This is a genomic window from Micromonospora sp. (genome assembly GCF_048594385.1).
Lineage (GTDB): Bacteria > Actinomycetota > Actinomycetes > Mycobacteriales > Micromonosporaceae > Micromonospora > Micromonospora wenchangensis.
Genome location: NZ_JBMDWU010000589.1, coordinates 1 through 14,778 on the forward strand (window position 1 = coordinate 1; position 14,778 = coordinate 14,778).

At 72.8% G+C, this 14,778-nt stretch carries 16 protein-coding genes and 1 pseudogene; 6 read left to right on the plus strand and 11 right to left on the minus strand.

Going from position 1 to position 14,778, the window contains the following annotated elements:
• Positions 1–209 (minus strand): annotated as a pseudogene (locus ACOJTC_RS30770) (DUF4245 domain-containing protein); the annotation flags it as partial.
• A 158-nt stretch (positions 210–367) separates the two neighbouring features.
• On the opposite strand from ACOJTC_RS30770, the gene glpX reads away from it, so the two are divergent.
• Both glpX and ACOJTC_RS30780 read left to right on the plus strand, forming a co-directional pair.
• Positions 368–1,399: a class II fructose-bisphosphatase gene (gene glpX, locus ACOJTC_RS30775; RefSeq protein WP_088643985.1), complete on the plus strand. Its 1,032-nt coding sequence runs from the start codon at positions 368–370 to the stop codon at positions 1,397–1,399.
• Complete coding sequence (locus ACOJTC_RS30780) at positions 1,396–2,367, plus strand: DMT family transporter (RefSeq protein ID WP_204927492.1); 972 nt, start codon at positions 1,396–1,398, stop codon at positions 2,365–2,367. Before glpX ends, ACOJTC_RS30780 begins: the two co-directional genes overlap by 4 nt.
• 41 nt (positions 2,368–2,408) lie before the next feature.
• Here the strand turns inward: ACOJTC_RS30780 and ACOJTC_RS30785 are convergent, their stop codons facing one another.
• Positions 2,409–3,362: an NAD-dependent epimerase/dehydratase family protein gene (locus ACOJTC_RS30785; protein ID WP_420119511.1), complete on the minus strand. Its 954-nt coding sequence runs from the start codon at positions 3,360–3,362 to the stop codon at positions 2,409–2,411.
• Between the two features lie 141 nt (positions 3,363–3,503).
• Between ACOJTC_RS30785 and ACOJTC_RS30790 the strand changes: the two genes are divergently transcribed.
• The gene (locus ACOJTC_RS30790; protein WP_088643982.1) at positions 3,504–4,190 is read left to right on the plus strand and encodes a TetR/AcrR family transcriptional regulator; all 687 of its coding nucleotides are present in this window, start codon (positions 3,504–3,506) and stop codon (positions 4,188–4,190) included.
• A 64-nt stretch (positions 4,191–4,254) separates the two neighbouring features.
• Here ACOJTC_RS30790 and ACOJTC_RS30795 read toward each other — a convergent pair whose 3' ends face one another.
• From ACOJTC_RS30795 to ACOJTC_RS30820, 6 genes are all read right to left on the minus strand, one after another.
• Positions 4,255–5,223: an NAD(P)/FAD-dependent oxidoreductase gene (locus ACOJTC_RS30795; RefSeq protein ID WP_088643981.1), complete on the minus strand. Its 969-nt coding sequence runs from the start codon at positions 5,221–5,223 to the stop codon at positions 4,255–4,257.
• Positions 5,224–5,355: 132 nt separating this feature from the next.
• Positions 5,356–6,009 carry a rhomboid family intramembrane serine protease gene (locus tag ACOJTC_RS30800; protein WP_088643980.1) on the minus strand — a complete coding sequence of 218 codons (654 nt, stop codon included), beginning with the start codon at positions 6,007–6,009 and terminating at the stop codon, positions 5,356–5,358.
• 114 nt (positions 6,010–6,123) lie between these two features.
• Positions 6,124–6,819, minus strand: a complete 696-nt coding sequence (locus ACOJTC_RS30805; protein WP_420119512.1) for a transglycosylase SLT domain-containing protein — start codon at positions 6,817–6,819, stop codon at positions 6,124–6,126.
• A 286-nt stretch (positions 6,820–7,105) separates the two neighbouring features.
• Positions 7,106–8,521: a PhoH family protein gene (locus ACOJTC_RS30810; protein WP_204927487.1), complete on the minus strand. Its 1,416-nt coding sequence runs from the start codon at positions 8,519–8,521 to the stop codon at positions 7,106–7,108.
• Positions 8,522–8,861: 340 nt separating this feature from the next.
• Positions 8,862–9,203 (minus strand): hypothetical protein, encoded by a 342-nt coding sequence (locus ACOJTC_RS30815; protein WP_204927486.1) that lies wholly within the window; start codon positions 9,201–9,203, stop codon positions 8,862–8,864.
• A gap of 31 nt (positions 9,204–9,234) precedes the next feature.
• Positions 9,235–9,579, minus strand: a complete 345-nt coding sequence (locus ACOJTC_RS30820; RefSeq protein ID WP_088643976.1) for a hypothetical protein — start codon at positions 9,577–9,579, stop codon at positions 9,235–9,237.
• A 265-nt stretch (positions 9,580–9,844) separates the two neighbouring features.
• Between ACOJTC_RS30820 and ACOJTC_RS30825 the strand changes: the two genes are divergently transcribed.
• The 3 genes from ACOJTC_RS30825 (at position 9,845) to otsB (ending at position 11,716) form a co-directional block, all read left to right on the plus strand.
• Positions 9,845–10,285: an XRE family transcriptional regulator gene (locus ACOJTC_RS30825; RefSeq protein WP_204927485.1), complete on the plus strand. Its 441-nt coding sequence runs from the start codon at positions 9,845–9,847 to the stop codon at positions 10,283–10,285.
• Positions 10,286–10,447: 162 nt separating this feature from the next.
• Positions 10,448–10,801 carry a hypothetical protein gene (locus tag ACOJTC_RS30830; protein ID WP_204927484.1) on the plus strand — a complete coding sequence of 118 codons (354 nt, stop codon included), beginning with the start codon at positions 10,448–10,450 and terminating at the stop codon, positions 10,799–10,801.
• Positions 10,802–10,891: 90 nt separating this feature from the next.
• Positions 10,892–11,716 (plus strand): trehalose-phosphatase, encoded by an 825-nt coding sequence (gene otsB / locus ACOJTC_RS30835; protein ID WP_204927483.1) that lies wholly within the window; start codon positions 10,892–10,894, stop codon positions 11,714–11,716.
• 54 nt (positions 11,717–11,770) lie between these two features.
• Here otsB and ACOJTC_RS30840 read toward each other — a convergent pair whose 3' ends face one another.
• The 3 genes from ACOJTC_RS30840 to ACOJTC_RS30850 form a co-directional block, all read right to left on the minus strand.
• Complete coding sequence (locus ACOJTC_RS30840) at positions 11,771–12,541, minus strand: isoprenyl transferase (RefSeq protein ID WP_363654124.1); 771 nt, start codon at positions 12,539–12,541, stop codon at positions 11,771–11,773.
• A 154-nt stretch (positions 12,542–12,695) separates the two neighbouring features.
• Positions 12,696–13,556 carry a hypothetical protein gene (locus ACOJTC_RS30845; protein ID WP_420119513.1) on the minus strand — a complete coding sequence of 287 codons (861 nt, stop codon included), beginning with the start codon at positions 13,554–13,556 and terminating at the stop codon, positions 12,696–12,698.
• A gap of 40 nt (positions 13,557–13,596) precedes the next feature.
• A partial coding sequence (locus ACOJTC_RS30850) for a phosphoenolpyruvate carboxykinase (GTP) (protein ID WP_420119514.1) occupies positions 13,597–14,778 on the minus strand: 1,182 nt, incomplete at its 5' end.

Genomic DNA, 14,778 nt, shown 5'->3' on the forward strand with positions numbered 1-14,778 from the left:
GCCGGTTCGGGCTCCCCGGCGACGGGGGTCGGCTCCGGGTCGCCGCCGGCCCCGTGGGCCGGCTCGGGCTCGCCGCCGGCCGGCGTACCCGCGGCGCCGGCGGGCGCGGCCCCCGTGGGAGCGTCGTCGGCGGCCGGTGGCACCGGCGGCCGGCCGTCCGGCGGGGTCGGGTCGGCGGGTACGCGGTCGGCAGGCTGTGCGGCTTCCACCGGCCCATTCTCGCAGCCGCCCGGTGGGGCGATCCCGCCCACCATCGCCCCGCCCCGCCCCCGGACCTGGCATCGTGTGAGGATCAGCGACACAGCCGGCAGGGGGCGACCTGCGTCCCCGCCTGCCCACCCCGCACCGTCGCGAGGAGGAAGCCGCCATGACGAACACCAGGACGCGGGTCCCGCAGGACCTCGACCGTAACCTCGCCCTCGACCTGGTCCGGGTCACCGAGGCCGCGGCGATGGCCGCCGGCCGGTGGGTCGGCCGGGGCGACAAGGAGGGTGGCGACGGGGCAGCCGTCGACGCCATGCGCAAGCTGATCAACTCGATCCAGATGCGCGGCGTCGTGGTGATCGGCGAGGGCGAGAAGGACAACGCGCCGATGCTGTTCAACGGCGAGCAGGTGGGCGACGGCACCGGCCCCGAGGTGGACGTGGCGGTGGACCCGGTCGACGGCACCACGCTGATGAGCAAGGGCATGCCCAACGCGCTCGCCGTGCTGGCCGTCTCGGAGCGGGGGGCGATGTTCGACCCGAGCGCCGTCTTCTACATGGAGAAGCTGGCCGTCGGCCCGGATTACGCCGACGTGGTGGACATCGAGGCCGGCCCGGCGGAGAACATCCGGCGGATCGCCAAGGTCAAGGGCACCGAGGTGGCCGAGGTCACCGTCTGCGTGCTGGACCGGTCCCGGCACGACGACCTGGTCGGGCAGATCCGGCGGACCGGGGCCGGCATCCGGTTCATCTCCGACGGCGACATCGCCGGGTCGATCGCCGCCGCCCGCGGCGAGTCGGGGGTCGACGTGCTGATGGGCATCGGCGGCACCCCGGAGGGGATCATCTCGGCGTGCGCGCTCAAGTGCATGGGCGGGGCGATGCAGGCCAAGCTCTGGCCGCAGGACGCGCAGGAGCGGGAGAAGGCGCTCGCCGCCGGGCACGACCTGGACCGGGTGCTCGGCACCGACGACCTGGTCACCGGGGACAACTGCTTCTTCGTGGCGACCGGGGTGACCTCCGGTGACCTGCTGCGCGGGGTGCGGTACCAGGCGGGCGGGGCGTACACCCAGTCGATCGTGATGCGGTCCAAGAGCGGCACGATCCGGGTGATCGACTCGTACCACCGGTTGGAGAAGCTGGCCCTCTATTCGGCGGTGGACTTCGACGGCAGGCCCCTGGCAGAGCAGGAGTGACAGTTTCCGGCACCGCCGCCCCTCCCGTCCTGTCCGCCGCCCGTCGGGTCGCCGGCATCGGGTTGGCCACCGCCGCCGGCGTCGGCGTGGCTGTGCAGTCCCGGATCAACGGCGAGCTGGGCGTACGCCTGGCCGACGGCATCGCCGCCGCGGTGGTCTCCTTCGGCGTGGGGTTGCTGGTGCTGCTGGTGCTGGTCCCGGCCCTGCCCGGGGGGCGGCGCGGGCTGGCCGACCTGCGCGCGGCGCTGCGGTCCGGGGCGCTGCGTCCCTGGCAGTTGCTGGGCGGGGTGTGCGGGGCGTTCCTGGTCGCCACCCAGGGGCTCACCATCGGGGCGCTCGGCGTGGCGGTGTTCACGGTGGCGGTGGTGGCCGGGCAGTCGGCCAGCAGCCTGGCGGTGGACCGGGCGGGCATCGGGCCGGGCGGGCGGCAGCCGGTGACGGGCTCCCGGCTGGCCGGTGCGGTGCTGACCGTGCTGGCCGTGCTGCTGGCGGTCGGTGACCGGCTCGGCGACCCGGGCACCCTGGTGCTGGCCCTGCTGCCGTTGCTGGCCGGGTTGGGGCTGGCCTGGCAGCAGGCGGTCAACGGGCTGGTCCGGGCGGCGTCGGGCAGTGCGCTCGTCGCCACCGGGGTCAACTTCGCCGTCGGTACGGTGGCCCTGCTCGTCGCTTTCGGCGTGGACCTGGCGGTCCGGGGTGCTCCCGGTGGCGCGCTGCCGACCGAGCCGTGGCTGTATCTGGGTGGCCCGATCGGCATCGTCTTCATCGCGGTCGCGGCGGCGATCGTCCGGTTCACCGGGGTGCTGCTGCTGGGGCTGGCCACCATCGCCGGTCAGGTCGTCGGGGCCGTCGTGCTGGACGTGGTGCTGCCGACGTCGGCGTCGCACCCGGGCCCGGCCACCCTGGCCGGCGCGCTGCTGACCCTGGTCGCGGTGCTGGTGGCGGCGCTGGGCCCGGTCCCGCGCCGCTGACCCGACCCGACCGTGCCTGCGGCCCACGCACCGGGCGGCGGTCAGTGGGTCGAGCCCGCCGGGGTGGGCGTCCCGAGGGTGGCGGTGAGGGTGCGGACGGTGGCGGTCAGCGCCTCGTCCAGCGGGGTCGGGGTGATGCCGAGGACGGTGGTGGCCCGGGTCGAGTCCATCACGAACGGCCGGGCGAACTGGTGCGCGGTCTCCCGCAGCTCACGGGCGAAGGGGTCGGTCAGGCCGCCGAGCCAGAGCAGCGGGTAGGGCAGCCGGGTCAGTTTCGGCGGCGGGGCGTCGGCCAGCTCGGCCGCCCGGACGGCCAGCTCGCGGACGCTGGTGGGCGCGGGGCTCGGCACGTGCCAGGCGTGCCCCCAGGCCCGCTCGTCGGCCGCGGCGGCGACCAGGGTACGCACCACGTCCCCGACGTACGTCCAGGTGTGCGCGGCGTCCCAGTTCACCGGCAGGAGGACCCGCTGGCCGGCGAGCACCTTCGGCAGCACCAGCGGCAGCAGGGAGTTGCCCTCGGCACCGAGGTAGTCCGAGCCGCGTACCTCGGTGGTCCGGACCCGGCCGGCGCGGTGGGCGGCGAGCGCCTCGGTCCACATCCGGTTGCGGATCCGTCCCTTGGTGCCGGTGGCGGCGAGCGGGGTGTCCTCGGTCATCGGCGCGTCGACCGGGCCGTAGCCGTAGAGGCAGCCGACGGTGGCGAGCACCGCGCCGGTGCGCCCGGCGGTGGTGAGCAGTGCGTCGGCCAGCGGCGGCCAGTCGGTGGCCCACCGGTGGTAGGCCGGGTTGGCGCAGTTGTAGAGCGCGACCGCCCCGTCGGTGAGGGTGGTCAGCCGGTCGGTGTCGGCGGCGTCGGCGGCGATCCGCTCGATCGCCGGGTCGACGGGGCCGGTGCCCCGCCGGGTGACGAGCCGGACCTGTTCGCCCCGCTCGGCGAGGTGGTGTGCGGTGGCGGTGCCGACCGGGCCGGCGCCGACGATCACGTGCAGCGACATGGGAGAGCCTTTCGAAGCAGTAGACCGGTTCGAGAGCACTGCTCTCGTTGAGCTGCGTCCAGCATGACCGGCCCCACCCGCCGAGTCAAGAGCAGTGCTCTCTATTTTGATTGGCGCTCTATTCCGTGGCAGAGTGGCCGTATGCCGGCTTCCTCGATCCGCGCCCGGGTCCGCGCCGAGATGATCGACGAGATCAAGGCGGTGGCCCGCCGCCACCTCGCCAGCGACGGGGCCGACCTGTCACTGCGGGCGGTCGCCCGGGACATGGGGATGGTCTCGTCGGCGATCTACCGCTACTTCCCCAGCCGGGACGACCTGCTCACCGCGCTGATCATCGAGGCGTACCAGGCGCTCGGCGACGCGGTGGAGGCCGCCGACGCCGCCGTCGACCGGGCCGACCTGCGTGGCCGCTGGCACGCCGTCTGCCGGGCCGCCCGCACCTGGGCGCTGGCCCACCCCGCCGAGTACGCCCTGCTCTACGGCAGCCCCGTGCCCGGGTACGCCGCCCCCGTCGACACCGTGCTTCCCGCGCAGCGCCCGCCGCTGACCCTGCTCGGCATCCTCCGCGACGGGGTGGCCGCCGGCCGGATCACCCCGCCCGACGACGACCTGCCCGAGCCGGTCCGGGCCGACCTGGCCGAGATCGCCGCCGGACTCTTCCCCGGGCTGCCCGAGGCCCTGCTCGCCCGGGGCATGGCCGGCTGGACCCAGCTCTTCGGGCTGATCAGCTTCGACCTCTTCGGCCGCCTCGACCCGGTCGTCCCGCATCGGGACGCCTACTTCGACCACCAGACCGCCCTGATGGCCGACCTCGTCGGCCTGCCCTGACCCCGCCCGCCGGGCGTCACCGCCCCTGGCCGGCCCGCACCCGGGCCCGGCCTGCCCGACCCGGTCAGCCGGCGTCGGAGGAGTGGCCGGGGAAGAGGTGGGCCGCCGGGTCGATGGCGACGGCCGCGTTGTTGACGGCGGTGGCGGCCTCGCCGAAGCCGGTGGCGATCAGCCGCACCTTGCCGGGATACTCGGTGATGTCACCGGCGGCGAAGACCCGGGGCAGGTTGGTCGCCATCGCGCTGTCCACCACGATGTGCCGGCGGTCCAGCCGTAACCCCCACTCGGCCAGCGGCCCCAGGTCGGCGGTGAAGCCGAGCGCCGCGACCACCGTGTCGACAGGCAGGGTCTCGGCCGCCCCGCCCCGGACGGTGATCTCGGCGGCGGTGACCGTGTCGTCGCCGTAGAGCCGGGTCACCTCCGCGTTGACCACGACCCGCACCGGCAGCGACAGCACCCGGGCCACGGTCGCGGCGTGCGCCCGGAACCGTTCCCGGCGGTGCACCAGGGTCACCGAGCGGGCCAGCGGTTGCAGGGTGGCCGCCCAGTCGAACGCCGAGTCACCGCCACCCACGATCAGCACGTCCCGGTCGGCCAGCGCGGTCGGCTCCGGTACGAAGTAGACGATCCCGCCGCCGACGAAGCTGTCCGCGACCGGCAGCGGGCGCGGGGTGAAGCTGCCCAGCCCGCCGGTGACCAGCACCGCGCCGCAGCGCAACTGCTCGCCGCCGGCCAGGCCCAGCACCGGTCGGCCGTCGGTGTGGGCGAGCTTCTCGGCCCGGGTGCCGAGCAGGTACTCCGGGTGGTAGGGCGCGGCCTGGGCGAGCAGGTTGGCGACCAGGTCCCGGCCCTTGACGGCGGGAAAGCCGGCGACGTCGAGGATCAGCTTCTCCGGGTACATGGCGGTGATCTGCCCGCCCGGCTCGGGCAGCGCGTCGACGACCGCCACCGACAGCCCCCGGAAACCCGCGTAGTACGCGGCGAACAGCCCCGTCGGGCCGGCTCCGATCACGGCGACATCGACCTCGCGCATGGGCGTACCGTCGCTTTCCGCTGGCGATCAACGTGCGCCGCGCCGGTGGCGGGGCGACGCGTGCTGCTGCCGACGGTAGGCCCGGCGCGCGGTCCGGGCAAGCATTCCCGCTCCGCCACGCGGGTCGTCCGCTCAGGGGGTCAGGGTGGACTCCACCCGGTACTCCCGGTACGGGTCGTAGGGGCGGCGACGCCGGAACAGGATCGCCGCGACCACCCCGCCGAGCAGCCCGAACAGGTGCCCCTGCCAGGAGATCCGCTCGTCGGTGGGCAGGATGCCGAGCAGTTGCCAGCCGTAGAGCAGGCCGACCAGCAGCACCACCCCGAAGTTCCACCAGCTCCGCTCGACGACGCCCCGGGTGAACAGCAGACCCAGGTAGCCGAAGATGACCCCGCTCGCGCCGACGACCACCGAGTTGGGCGAGCCGGTGAACCAGACGCCGAGCCCGCTGACCAGGATGATGACCAGGGTGGACCAGAGGAAGCGGCGGGTGCCGGCGGCCAGCACGAAGGTGCCGAGCAGGATCAGCGGGATGCTGTTGCTGTAGAGGTGGTCGAAGCCGTGGTGCAGGAACGGCGAGAAGAACACCCCGTCGAGCCCCTGGACGCGCTGCGGGATGATCCCGGCGGCCACGTCGAGCCCGAAGCCGAGCCCCTGGTCGAGGGCCTCGATGAGGAAGAGGAACGGCACCACCGCGCACATGGCGACGAAGGCCCGGCCGAGGGATGCGTAGAACGCCTCGGTGCCGAACCGGTCGGGGTCGCCGCCCGTCGGGTGCAGGGTCACCCCACCATGGCTATCAGCATTCTTCGCCGACCGCCACCCGGGTCCCGCGCCACCGGGGGTACGCAGACGGCGGGGCGGGTGGTCGCCCAGCCGCCCCGCCGTTGCGGTCGTCGCTCAGTACCAGCCGGAACTCTGGCTCTTGGCCCAGGCGCCGCACGGGCTGTCGTACCGGCCCTCGATGTAGCCGAGGCCCCACTTGATCTGGGTGACCGGGTTGGTCTTCCAGTCGCTGGCGACCGAGCTCATCTTGCTGCCCGGCACGGCCTGCGGGATGCCGTACGCGCCGGACGAGGAGTTGCTGGCCTTGGGGTTCCAGCCGCTCTCCTTGTTCCAGAGCTTGTCCAGGCAGGGCATCTGGTCGATCTTGAAGCCCGCCTGGAGGAGCATCGCGCAACCGGTCTTGCGGTGCCCGCTGTACGAGCTGCACGAGGCGGGGACCGGGCCGGCGAAGGACTTGATCTTCCCGTCCTCCTCCTTTGCCTTGGCCTCGGCCTCGCGCTCCTTCTTCCGCGACGCGGCGGCGGCCTCGGCGGCCTTGGCCCGCTGGGCGGCTTCCTTGGCCGCCGCGGCGGCCCGCAGCTTCGCCTGGTACTCGGCGGACCGCTGCTTCGCGGACTCCCGCCGGTGGTCGGCCTGCCGGTCACGCTGGTAGTCGAACTCGGCCTGGTCGACCTGGAGGCCGACCTGCGCGGTCAGGCCCTGTTGCTGGGTTTCCCGGTCTTCGCCCAGATAGAAACCGCCGGCAACGCCCACGGAGAGCAGTGCGACAGCGGCCGTACGGGCGCCGAACCGGCTCCACAGCCGACTCACGAAGTATCCCTTCGTCGGGGGCAAGGACGCGGCGCGGACCGGCCCTCGACGGACGCGGTCGTGCCACGAGCGCCCCGACCTGAGCCGGTCGCCACCGACGCACCGGCAGGGGGTGGCTGTGCGCCCCCAGGGGGGACGAACGGTCACCAACACCCCCACCGGGACGTGGACGCTCGTGGGACACGATTGCGCACAGTGAGGCTGATGGGAAACCCACCGGCCATTTTGTGACCTGTGCCACAAAGTGAATGCGGACGATGAGGGGCGACCCCCCTGCCCGCGACGGTCAGCCCGGGATGTCCTCCAACAGATCCGTCACCATCGCCGCGATCGGGGACCGCTCGGACCTGTTCAACGTGACGTGCGCGAAGAGCGGGTGCCCCTTCAACGCCTCGATCACCGCCGTCACCCCGTCGTGCCGCCCGACCCGCAGGTTGTCCCGCTGGGCGACGTCGTGGGTGAGCACCACCCGCGAGCCCTGCCCGATCCGGGACAGCACGGTGAGCAGTACGCCCCGCTCCAGCGACTGGGCCTCGTCGACGATGACGAAGGCGTCGTGCAGGCTCCGGCCCCGGATGTGGGTCAACGGAAGGACCTCCAGGATGCCCCGCGAGGTGACCTCCTCCAGCACGTTCTCGTGCACCACCGCCCCGAGGGTGTCGAACACGGCCTGCGCCCAGGGCGACATCTTCTCCGACTCGGACCCGGGCAGGTAGCCCAACTCCTGCCCGCCGACGGCGTAGAGCGGCCGGAAGACGACCACCTTCTTGTGCCGGCGGCGCTCCATCACCGCCTCCAGCCCGGCGCACAGCGCCAGCGCCGACTTGCCGGTGCCGGCCCGGCCACCCAGCGACACGATCCCGATCGACTCGTCGAGCAGCAGGTCCAGCGCGATGCGCTGCTCGGCCGAGCGGCCGTGCACACCGAACGCCTCGCGGTCGCCGCGCACCAGCCGGACGGTCTTGTCGGGCAGCACCCGGCCCAGGGCCGAGCCCCGGGTGGAGTGCAGCACCAGGCCGGTGTGGCAGGACAGGCCGGCGGCGGCGTCCAGGTCGAGGCAGTCCCCGGCGTAGAGCCGGCCGATCTCGTCCTCACCCAGCTCCAGCTCGGCCATCCCGGTCCAGGTCGGATCGCTGGCCTGGCCGTGCCGGTACTCGTCGGCCCGCAGCCCGACCGAGGCGGCCTTGACCCGCAACGGCATGTCCTTGCTGACCAGCGTCACCTCCCGCCCCTCGGCGGCCAGGTTCAGCGCCACCGACAGGATGCGCGCGTCGTTGGACTCGTTGCGGAACCCGGGGGGCAGGACGCCGTCGTCCGAGTGGTTCAGCTCGACGGTGAGCGTGCCGCCGGACTCGTTGGCGGGCACCGGACGGTCCAGTCGACCGTGCCGGACCCGCAACTCGTCGAGCATGCGCAGGGACTGGCGGGCGAACCAGCCCAGCTCCGGGTGGTGTCGTTTGCCCTCCAACTCCGAGATCACCACGAGCGGCAGGACCACCTCGTGCTCGGCGAAGCGGTGGAAGGCCGCCGGGTCGGACAGGAGCACCGACGTGTCCAGAACGAACACCTGGCCGGCTGGGCCGGGCTCCTCGGGGCCGGGCGGGGCGGCGGCCGCCGAACGGCGGCTCCGGGTGGCTCGGCGGGTCGTGGCAGTCGCGGCCGGGATCTGGTCGACACCGGCGGGCGTACGGCGAGTCGTCACAGGCCTGCTCCGACGGACGGGCATCCGCCATCCGCGTTCCGCCTCCTCCGGTGCCCGGGACACGGGGTCGGATGCGGAACCCCGTGCGCGAGGTCGCAGATCCGGGCGGCCGGCTGACCCGGGAAAACCCCGGGTCATGCCTAGACGCTAGCGGCGCCGGGCCGCCTCGGCTAGAGGGCGGACGAGGATCTCCCGCGCAGCGGGCGCGCCCCGCCCGGTGGGCGGGGCGTCCCGGCGGGGTTGCCTGCCCCCTGCGCGCTTCCCGGCCGGTGCGGCCGCGTCACCGGGCGACGCGGTCGGTGTCGGTACGCCGTACCGACGCTTGTCGGCTCCTGTGGGTTCAGCCGGACCGGCGGACCAGGGTGCCGGTCGGGTGCCGACCCGCGACCGGGCCCGACGGGCTGGCGAACGAGGAGCCGGTGTACGTGGTGCCCTGGCGGACCGCGGGGGCGGGACGCCACGTTGCGTTGGGCGGCACGGCCGGGGCGGTGAGCGCCGAGGCGAGCACGGCCTGGGCGTCGCGCCGCCGCCGGTTCCAGGCGCCCCGGTCCCCGTCGAAGTAGCCCTGCCGGTAGCCGAAGCGGTACCCGATCCGGTAGCTGAGCTGGCCGTGCAACCGGCCGGCGGCGTAGCTGGCCGCCCCGAGGACGAGGACGAGGAACAGGGCGAGCAGGGGGCTCATCGGGCGGCTCCGGTGGGCTGCGGTGGCCGGGTCACCGGTCCTCCGGCTCGGCCGGGCTCGGGTCGACGACCAGCAGCCGTTCCAGGTCCTCGGTGCTGACCTCCTCGACCAGTTCGACGCTGATCCGGCAGCCGTCCAGCACGACCTCGGCCATCGAGGAGCGGCGGATCTCGCCACCGGCGTCGTAGACCCGGACGCTCATCTCCGGGCAGCCGAGATGGGTCCGCCAGGCGTTCCACTCGTCGCGGTCGCCGACGCTCAGTGACAGGTAGCGGCAGCCCCGGGCGAGGTAGAGCCGCCAGGGCGCGCTCAGCCCGGCGGCGACCCCCTCCGCGATCAGGCCGAAGGCCTGGGCACGGGTCGCGAGTTCGGTCACCGGATCCCCCTCGCACCGGGAGCGTGACGCATGTGAGCACTGATCGTCTCAAGCACGTGACACACCGTAGGTTGTCCCATGAGCGTGACAGTATCAGCTTTTCGTCCGGTTCCCGATCGCCTCGCCTGACGGTATTATGCCCAGGTGAGACCCCTTCGTACCGGTCCCTGAGCGGACACGGTCGACCCGGTGAGGCCGTCTCATATGCGTGACAAAGATCCGCCCCGGGCAGCCCGGACGGGCACTACGGTCGTACGGTTTCGGGGTGACCGAGACCGCCCCCGCCCGGAAGATCGCATTCGCCACCTTCGTTCGTCGGGCGCTCGACGATGCCCGGGCGATGCGCGCCTGGACCGGCACCGAGGTCTCCCGCCGCACCGGCGTCTCCCGCCAGACGATCAACAGGTGGGTCCGCGGCGACTGGGCCAGCGACCCGGAGGCGGAACGGGTGGTGGCGTTCTGTGAGGGGCTGGGCCTCAACCCGGCCGCCGCCTTCGCCGCCCTCGGCTGGGACCGCACCGCCACCCCCCGGGGCGCCCCCGGCACTCCCCCGATGGACCCGGACGTCGAGGCGCTGCTGCGCCGGCTGGTCGATCCCGCCGTGTCGGACGCGGAGAAGTTCCACATCCGAGAAACCATTCGTTACCTCGCATACCGCCCCACTCTTCCGCTCGATGTCCGAAAGGGTGGAGAGCAGGCCGGGTAGTTCCTCAGATGGCGAAAGAACGCCTGAGCAGACCCGATCGTTTCGCTCCGGGCCGGCAACGGGCACGCTAGCGTCCCTATTCGTACTGCTTGGGCTCGTCGTCGGCGGGGGGACGGGACAAGGCCGAACTCAGCCCTGCGGGACAGAAGGAGGGGTCTGTCCATGACCCTGAAGTGGTGGGCAGTCGTGGTCGCGGCAGTCTCCCTGACCGCGTGCGTGACCGCGAACCTGGTGGTCGGCGTGGGCGGGAGCGGGCAGATCCCGCTGGTGTTCAACCTCTTCGCCCTGACCGTCGCCGGCACCGCCGTCGTCCTGGCGGTGGTCGCCGAACTGCACGACCGGCTCGACGACCGGGTCAGCGCGCTCACCGAGTTCCTGGTGGCGCGGCTCAACGAGATCGAGACCCGCACCGGCGACCGGAACACCGGTTTCGTCGAGGGTTACCTGCTCAACCAGGGCCGGGAGGCCACCGTGGTGCCGCTGGGACGGCGGGGACGGGGAGCCGCCGAACGCTGAGCGGCATTCAGAGACCACACACCCCGGCGGTGTCAAGAAGCCACTCCGAAGCCACGAATCAGCCGCCGCCCCCGGGGTACGCTGTCGCGCGTGCCGCCGTTGAATCTGGGTAACCAGCAGCCACAGACCCCGCTGGATGCTGAGCACGCCTGGCGTACCACCGCCGAGCGGGCCGCCGACACCGTCCTCTTCTTCGACTTCGACGGCACCCTCGCGCCGGTCGACGACGACCCCACCGCGGTACGCCCCGCACCCAAGGTGCTCGCCGCCCTGGAGGCCCTGGCCCCGGTGGTGCAGCGGGTGGCGATCGTCTCAGCCCGTCCCGTCGACTTCCTCCGTGACCACCTCGGCGGCCTCACCGGGATCGACCTCTACGGACTGTACGGACTGGAGCACAGTCACTCCGGCGGCGAGACCGTCACCGAACCCGCCGCGCTGCCCTGGGTGCCCACCATGGCCGAACTGGCCGACCGGGCCCGCGCCGAACTGCCCGCCGGGGCGCTCGTGGAGTTCAAGCGGCTGAGCGTGGCACTGCACTGGCGTACCGCGCAGCAGCTCGGCCCGGCGGTCGAGCAGTGGGGGCGGGCGCAGGCCGAACGGCTCGGGCTGCGGGTGCAGGCCGGCCGGATGGTGCTGGAACTCAAGCCCCCCGTCGACCGGGACAAGGGTCTCGTCATCGGTGAGGTGGTCCGGGACGCCGGTGGCGCGTGGTATTTCGGCGACGACGTCTCCGACATCAAGGCGTTCGCGGCACTGCGCGCCCGGTCCGCCGCCGACCCGGGGTTCCTCGGCATCTGCGTGGCGGTGGCCAACCCGGAGACCGGCCGGGAGGTCGCCGAGGCCGCCGACCTCACCATCGACTCCCCCGCCGCGCTGGGCGACTTCCTCACCAGGGCCGTGGACCACCTGACCTGACCGCGCCCGCGCGGGCGTCGACCGGGCTGCCGGGGGCGGGGGCGCGGCGGCGGGTCAGGTGCCGTAGCGGCGTTGCCGGGTGCCGTAGGAACGCAGTGCGCGCAGGAAGTCGACCCGCCGGAAGTCGGGCCAGTTCAGCTCGCAGAAATAGAACTCCGAGTGCGCCGACTGCCAGAGCATGAAACCGGACAGGCGCTGCTCGCCGCTGGTCCGGATGATCAGATCCGGGTCGGGCAGGCCCCGGGTGTAGAGGTGCTCGGAGATGTGGTCGACGTCCAGCGTGCCGGCCAGTTCCTCGATGGTTCCACCCTTGGCCGCGTGCTCCACCAGCAGCGACCGCACCGCGTCGGTGATCTCGCGCCGGCCGCCGTAGCCGACGGCGATGTTGACCTGCGCGCCGCCGGTGCGTTCCCGGGTGCGTTCCTCGGCGGCCTTGAGCGCCTGGGCGTGCTGGGTGGGCAGCACGTCGAGCGCGCCGACCATCCGCAGCCGCCAGGGGTTGCCCTCCTCGGCCAGCTCGGTGCTGAGATCCTCGATGATCTGGAGCAGCGGGTCCAGCTCCTCCGCCGGCCGGGACAGGTTGTCGGTGGAGAGCAGCCAGAGCGTGACGTGGCCGACACCGGCCGCGTCGCACCAGCGCAGCAGCTCCTTGATCCGCTCGGCACCCATCCGGTGCCCGTCGTTCGGGTCGACGAGGCCCATCTCCCGCGCCCACCGGCGGTTGCCGTCGCACATCACGCCGACGTGGCGGGGCACCGGTCGACCCGCGAGCCTGGCCGTCAGCCGGCGCTCGTAGACGGAGTAGAGGAGTTTCCGCAGAGTCATCACCTTGCAGGGTAGCGACCCACACCGAACATCAGTGCCTCGGTGGCGCACTCCGTGCGTGATCAAGAGAAATACGTCGTCGGCGGGCCGTCCACTGACCGGAATCTCTTGATCACCGGGGCCGGGGCGGGAGGGCGGGGCGGGGCGTGCGGTCTCACCGGGGCGGGACGGTGGGGGTGTCGGGGGCTCGGTGCAGGGCGTAGAGGGCCAGGGTGGCCGCGGCCAGCAGGGGTGCGCCGTCGCGGACCAGGCCGTCCAGGCCGAGCAGCCACCAGCACAGCGGCAGGTTCACCGCGAGCACGCCCAGGGTGATCGTCACCAGCAGGCGGCGGGCCCACCGCCTGCCGCGCAGCAGGAACGCCGTACAGAACAGCACCAGGTAGCTGACCACGATGCCGGCGGCGAACCAGGCCAGCACCACCGGGACGACGGCGAGCCGGCCGTCCAGCACCGCACCGCCGGCCACCAGCGCCGGCACCAGCATCAGCGGGCTGTACGTGAACGCGGCCACCCGGCTGGTCAGCAGCCAGGCGGTGACCTGGGGGCGTTTCGGGGCGACCTCCCGCCAGGTGATCGTCCCGCCCTCGACGACCAGGCCCTTGCGGTGGCGCACCAGGTGCCCGGCGACCGCGTCGCTGCGGTAGAGCAGCACGACCACGGCGAGGCAGAGCGCGGTGAGCACGGCGAAGCCGACCAGGCCGGGCAGCGGTGGGACACCCTGCCGGGGCACCACCAGCCGGCCGACCGCGAAGACGGTGGTCACGGCGAGGATCAGCCCGAACGGCCGCGCCCCGGCCCGCCCCCGGTTCACCTGCCCGATCAGCACCAGGAAACCCAGCGACCGCAGCATCGCCCAACCGGTGCGGACCGCCAGGCCGAACTCCTGCTCCGGGGCGTACCACCAGTTGAGCAGCTCGACCGCGACGGTGGCGGCGGCGGTCGACGCGAGCAGGGTGGTCAGCACCCGGACGGCGGACGGCCACCGGACCGGTGGGGTCACGGCGGCCGTCCTCATGACTTGCGGTCTTGCCCGGTACGGGCGACCGGCACACCTGTTACCGGGGCTGCTCCGCGTCGAGTCGGGCGCGCAGCGCGTCCAGCTCCGACCAGAGGACGGCCGGCAGCTTGTCACCGAACTTCTCGAACCACTCGGTGACCAGCGGCAGCTCGTTACGCCACTCCTGCGGGTCGACCTTGAGGGCGATCCGGACGTCCTCCGGGGTCATGTCGAGCCCGTCGACGTCCAGCGCGTCGGCGGTCGGGACCATGCCGATCGGGGTCTCGACCGCGTCGGCGCTGCCCTCGATCCGCTCGACGACCCACTTGAGCACCCGCGAGTTCTCACCGAAGCCGGGCCAGAGGAAGTTGCCCTCGGCGTCCTTGCGGAACCAGTTCACGTAGTAGATCTTGGGCAGCTTGGCGGCGTCGCCGTCGACGCCCTTGCCCATCTCGATCCAGTGGTTGAAGTAGTCGCCGGCGTGGTAGCCGATGAACGGCAGCATTGCCATCGGGTCGCGGCGCACCACGCCGACCGCGCCGGAGGCGGCGGCGGTGGTCTCCGAGGACAGCGTCGCCCCCAGGTACACCCCGTGCACCCAGTCGCGGGCCTCGGTGACCAGCGGAATGGTGTCCCGGCGACGTCCACCGAACAGGATCGCGTCGATCGGTACGCCGTTCGGGTCGAAGTAGTCGTCGGCCAGGATCGGGCACTGGGTGATCGGGGTGCAGAACCGGCTGTTCGCGTGGGAGGAGAGGTTCTCGCTCTCCGGCGTCCAGTCGTTGCCCTTCCAGTCGATCAGGTGGGCCGGCGGCTCGCCCATGCCCTCCCACCAGATGTCGCCGTCGTCGGTGAGGGCGACGTTGGTGAAGATCGAGTTGCCCCGGTCCAGCGTCCGCATCGCGTTGGCGTTGGTCTTCCAGTCGGTGCCCGGGGCGACGCCGAACAGGCCGTACTCCGGGTTGACCGCGTAGAGGCGGCCGTCGGGGCCGAACCGCATCCAGGCGATGTCGTCGCCGATGGTCTCGACCTTCCAGCCGGGGATGGTCGGCTCCAGCATGGCCAGGTTGGTCTTGCCGCAGGCGGACGGGAACGCGCCCGCCACGTGGTAGACCTTCCCCTCCGGAGAGGTGATCTTCAGGATCAGCATGTGCTCGGCGAGCCAGCCCTCGTCGCGCCCCATCACGCTGGCGATCCGCAGCGAGTAGCACTTCTTGCCGAGCAGCGAGTTGCCGCCGTA

What these genes read in the sequence shown, in the direction of transcription:
- ACOJTC_RS30840 (WP_363654124.1), bottom strand. Translation starts at nt 12,541, where the DNA reads ATGACTCTGCGGAAACTCCTCTACTCCGTCTACGAGCGCCGGCTGACG.
- ACOJTC_RS30790 (WP_088643982.1), top strand. Translation starts at nt 3,504, where the DNA reads ATGCCGGCTTCCTCGATCCGCGCCCGGGTCCGCGCCGAGATGATCGAC.
- ACOJTC_RS30830 (WP_204927484.1), top strand. Translation starts at nt 10,448, where the DNA reads ATGACCCTGAAGTGGTGGGCAGTCGTGGTCGCGGCAGTCTCCCTGACC.
- ACOJTC_RS30795 (WP_088643981.1), bottom strand. Translation starts at nt 5,223, where the DNA reads ATGCGCGAGGTCGATGTCGCCGTGATCGGAGCCGGCCCGACGGGGCTG.
- ACOJTC_RS30815 (WP_204927486.1), bottom strand. Translation starts at nt 9,203, where the DNA reads ATGAGCCCCCTGCTCGCCCTGTTCCTCGTCCTCGTCCTCGGGGCGGCC.
- ACOJTC_RS30845 (WP_420119513.1), bottom strand. Translation starts at nt 13,556, where the DNA reads ATGAGGACGGCCGCCGTGACCCCACCGGTCCGGTGGCCGTCCGCCGTC.
- glpX (WP_088643985.1), top strand. Translation starts at nt 368, where the DNA reads ATGACGAACACCAGGACGCGGGTCCCGCAGGACCTCGACCGTAACCTC.
- ACOJTC_RS30785 (WP_420119511.1), bottom strand. Translation starts at nt 3,362, where the DNA reads ATGTCGCTGCACGTGATCGTCGGCGCCGGCCCGGTCGGCACCGCCACC.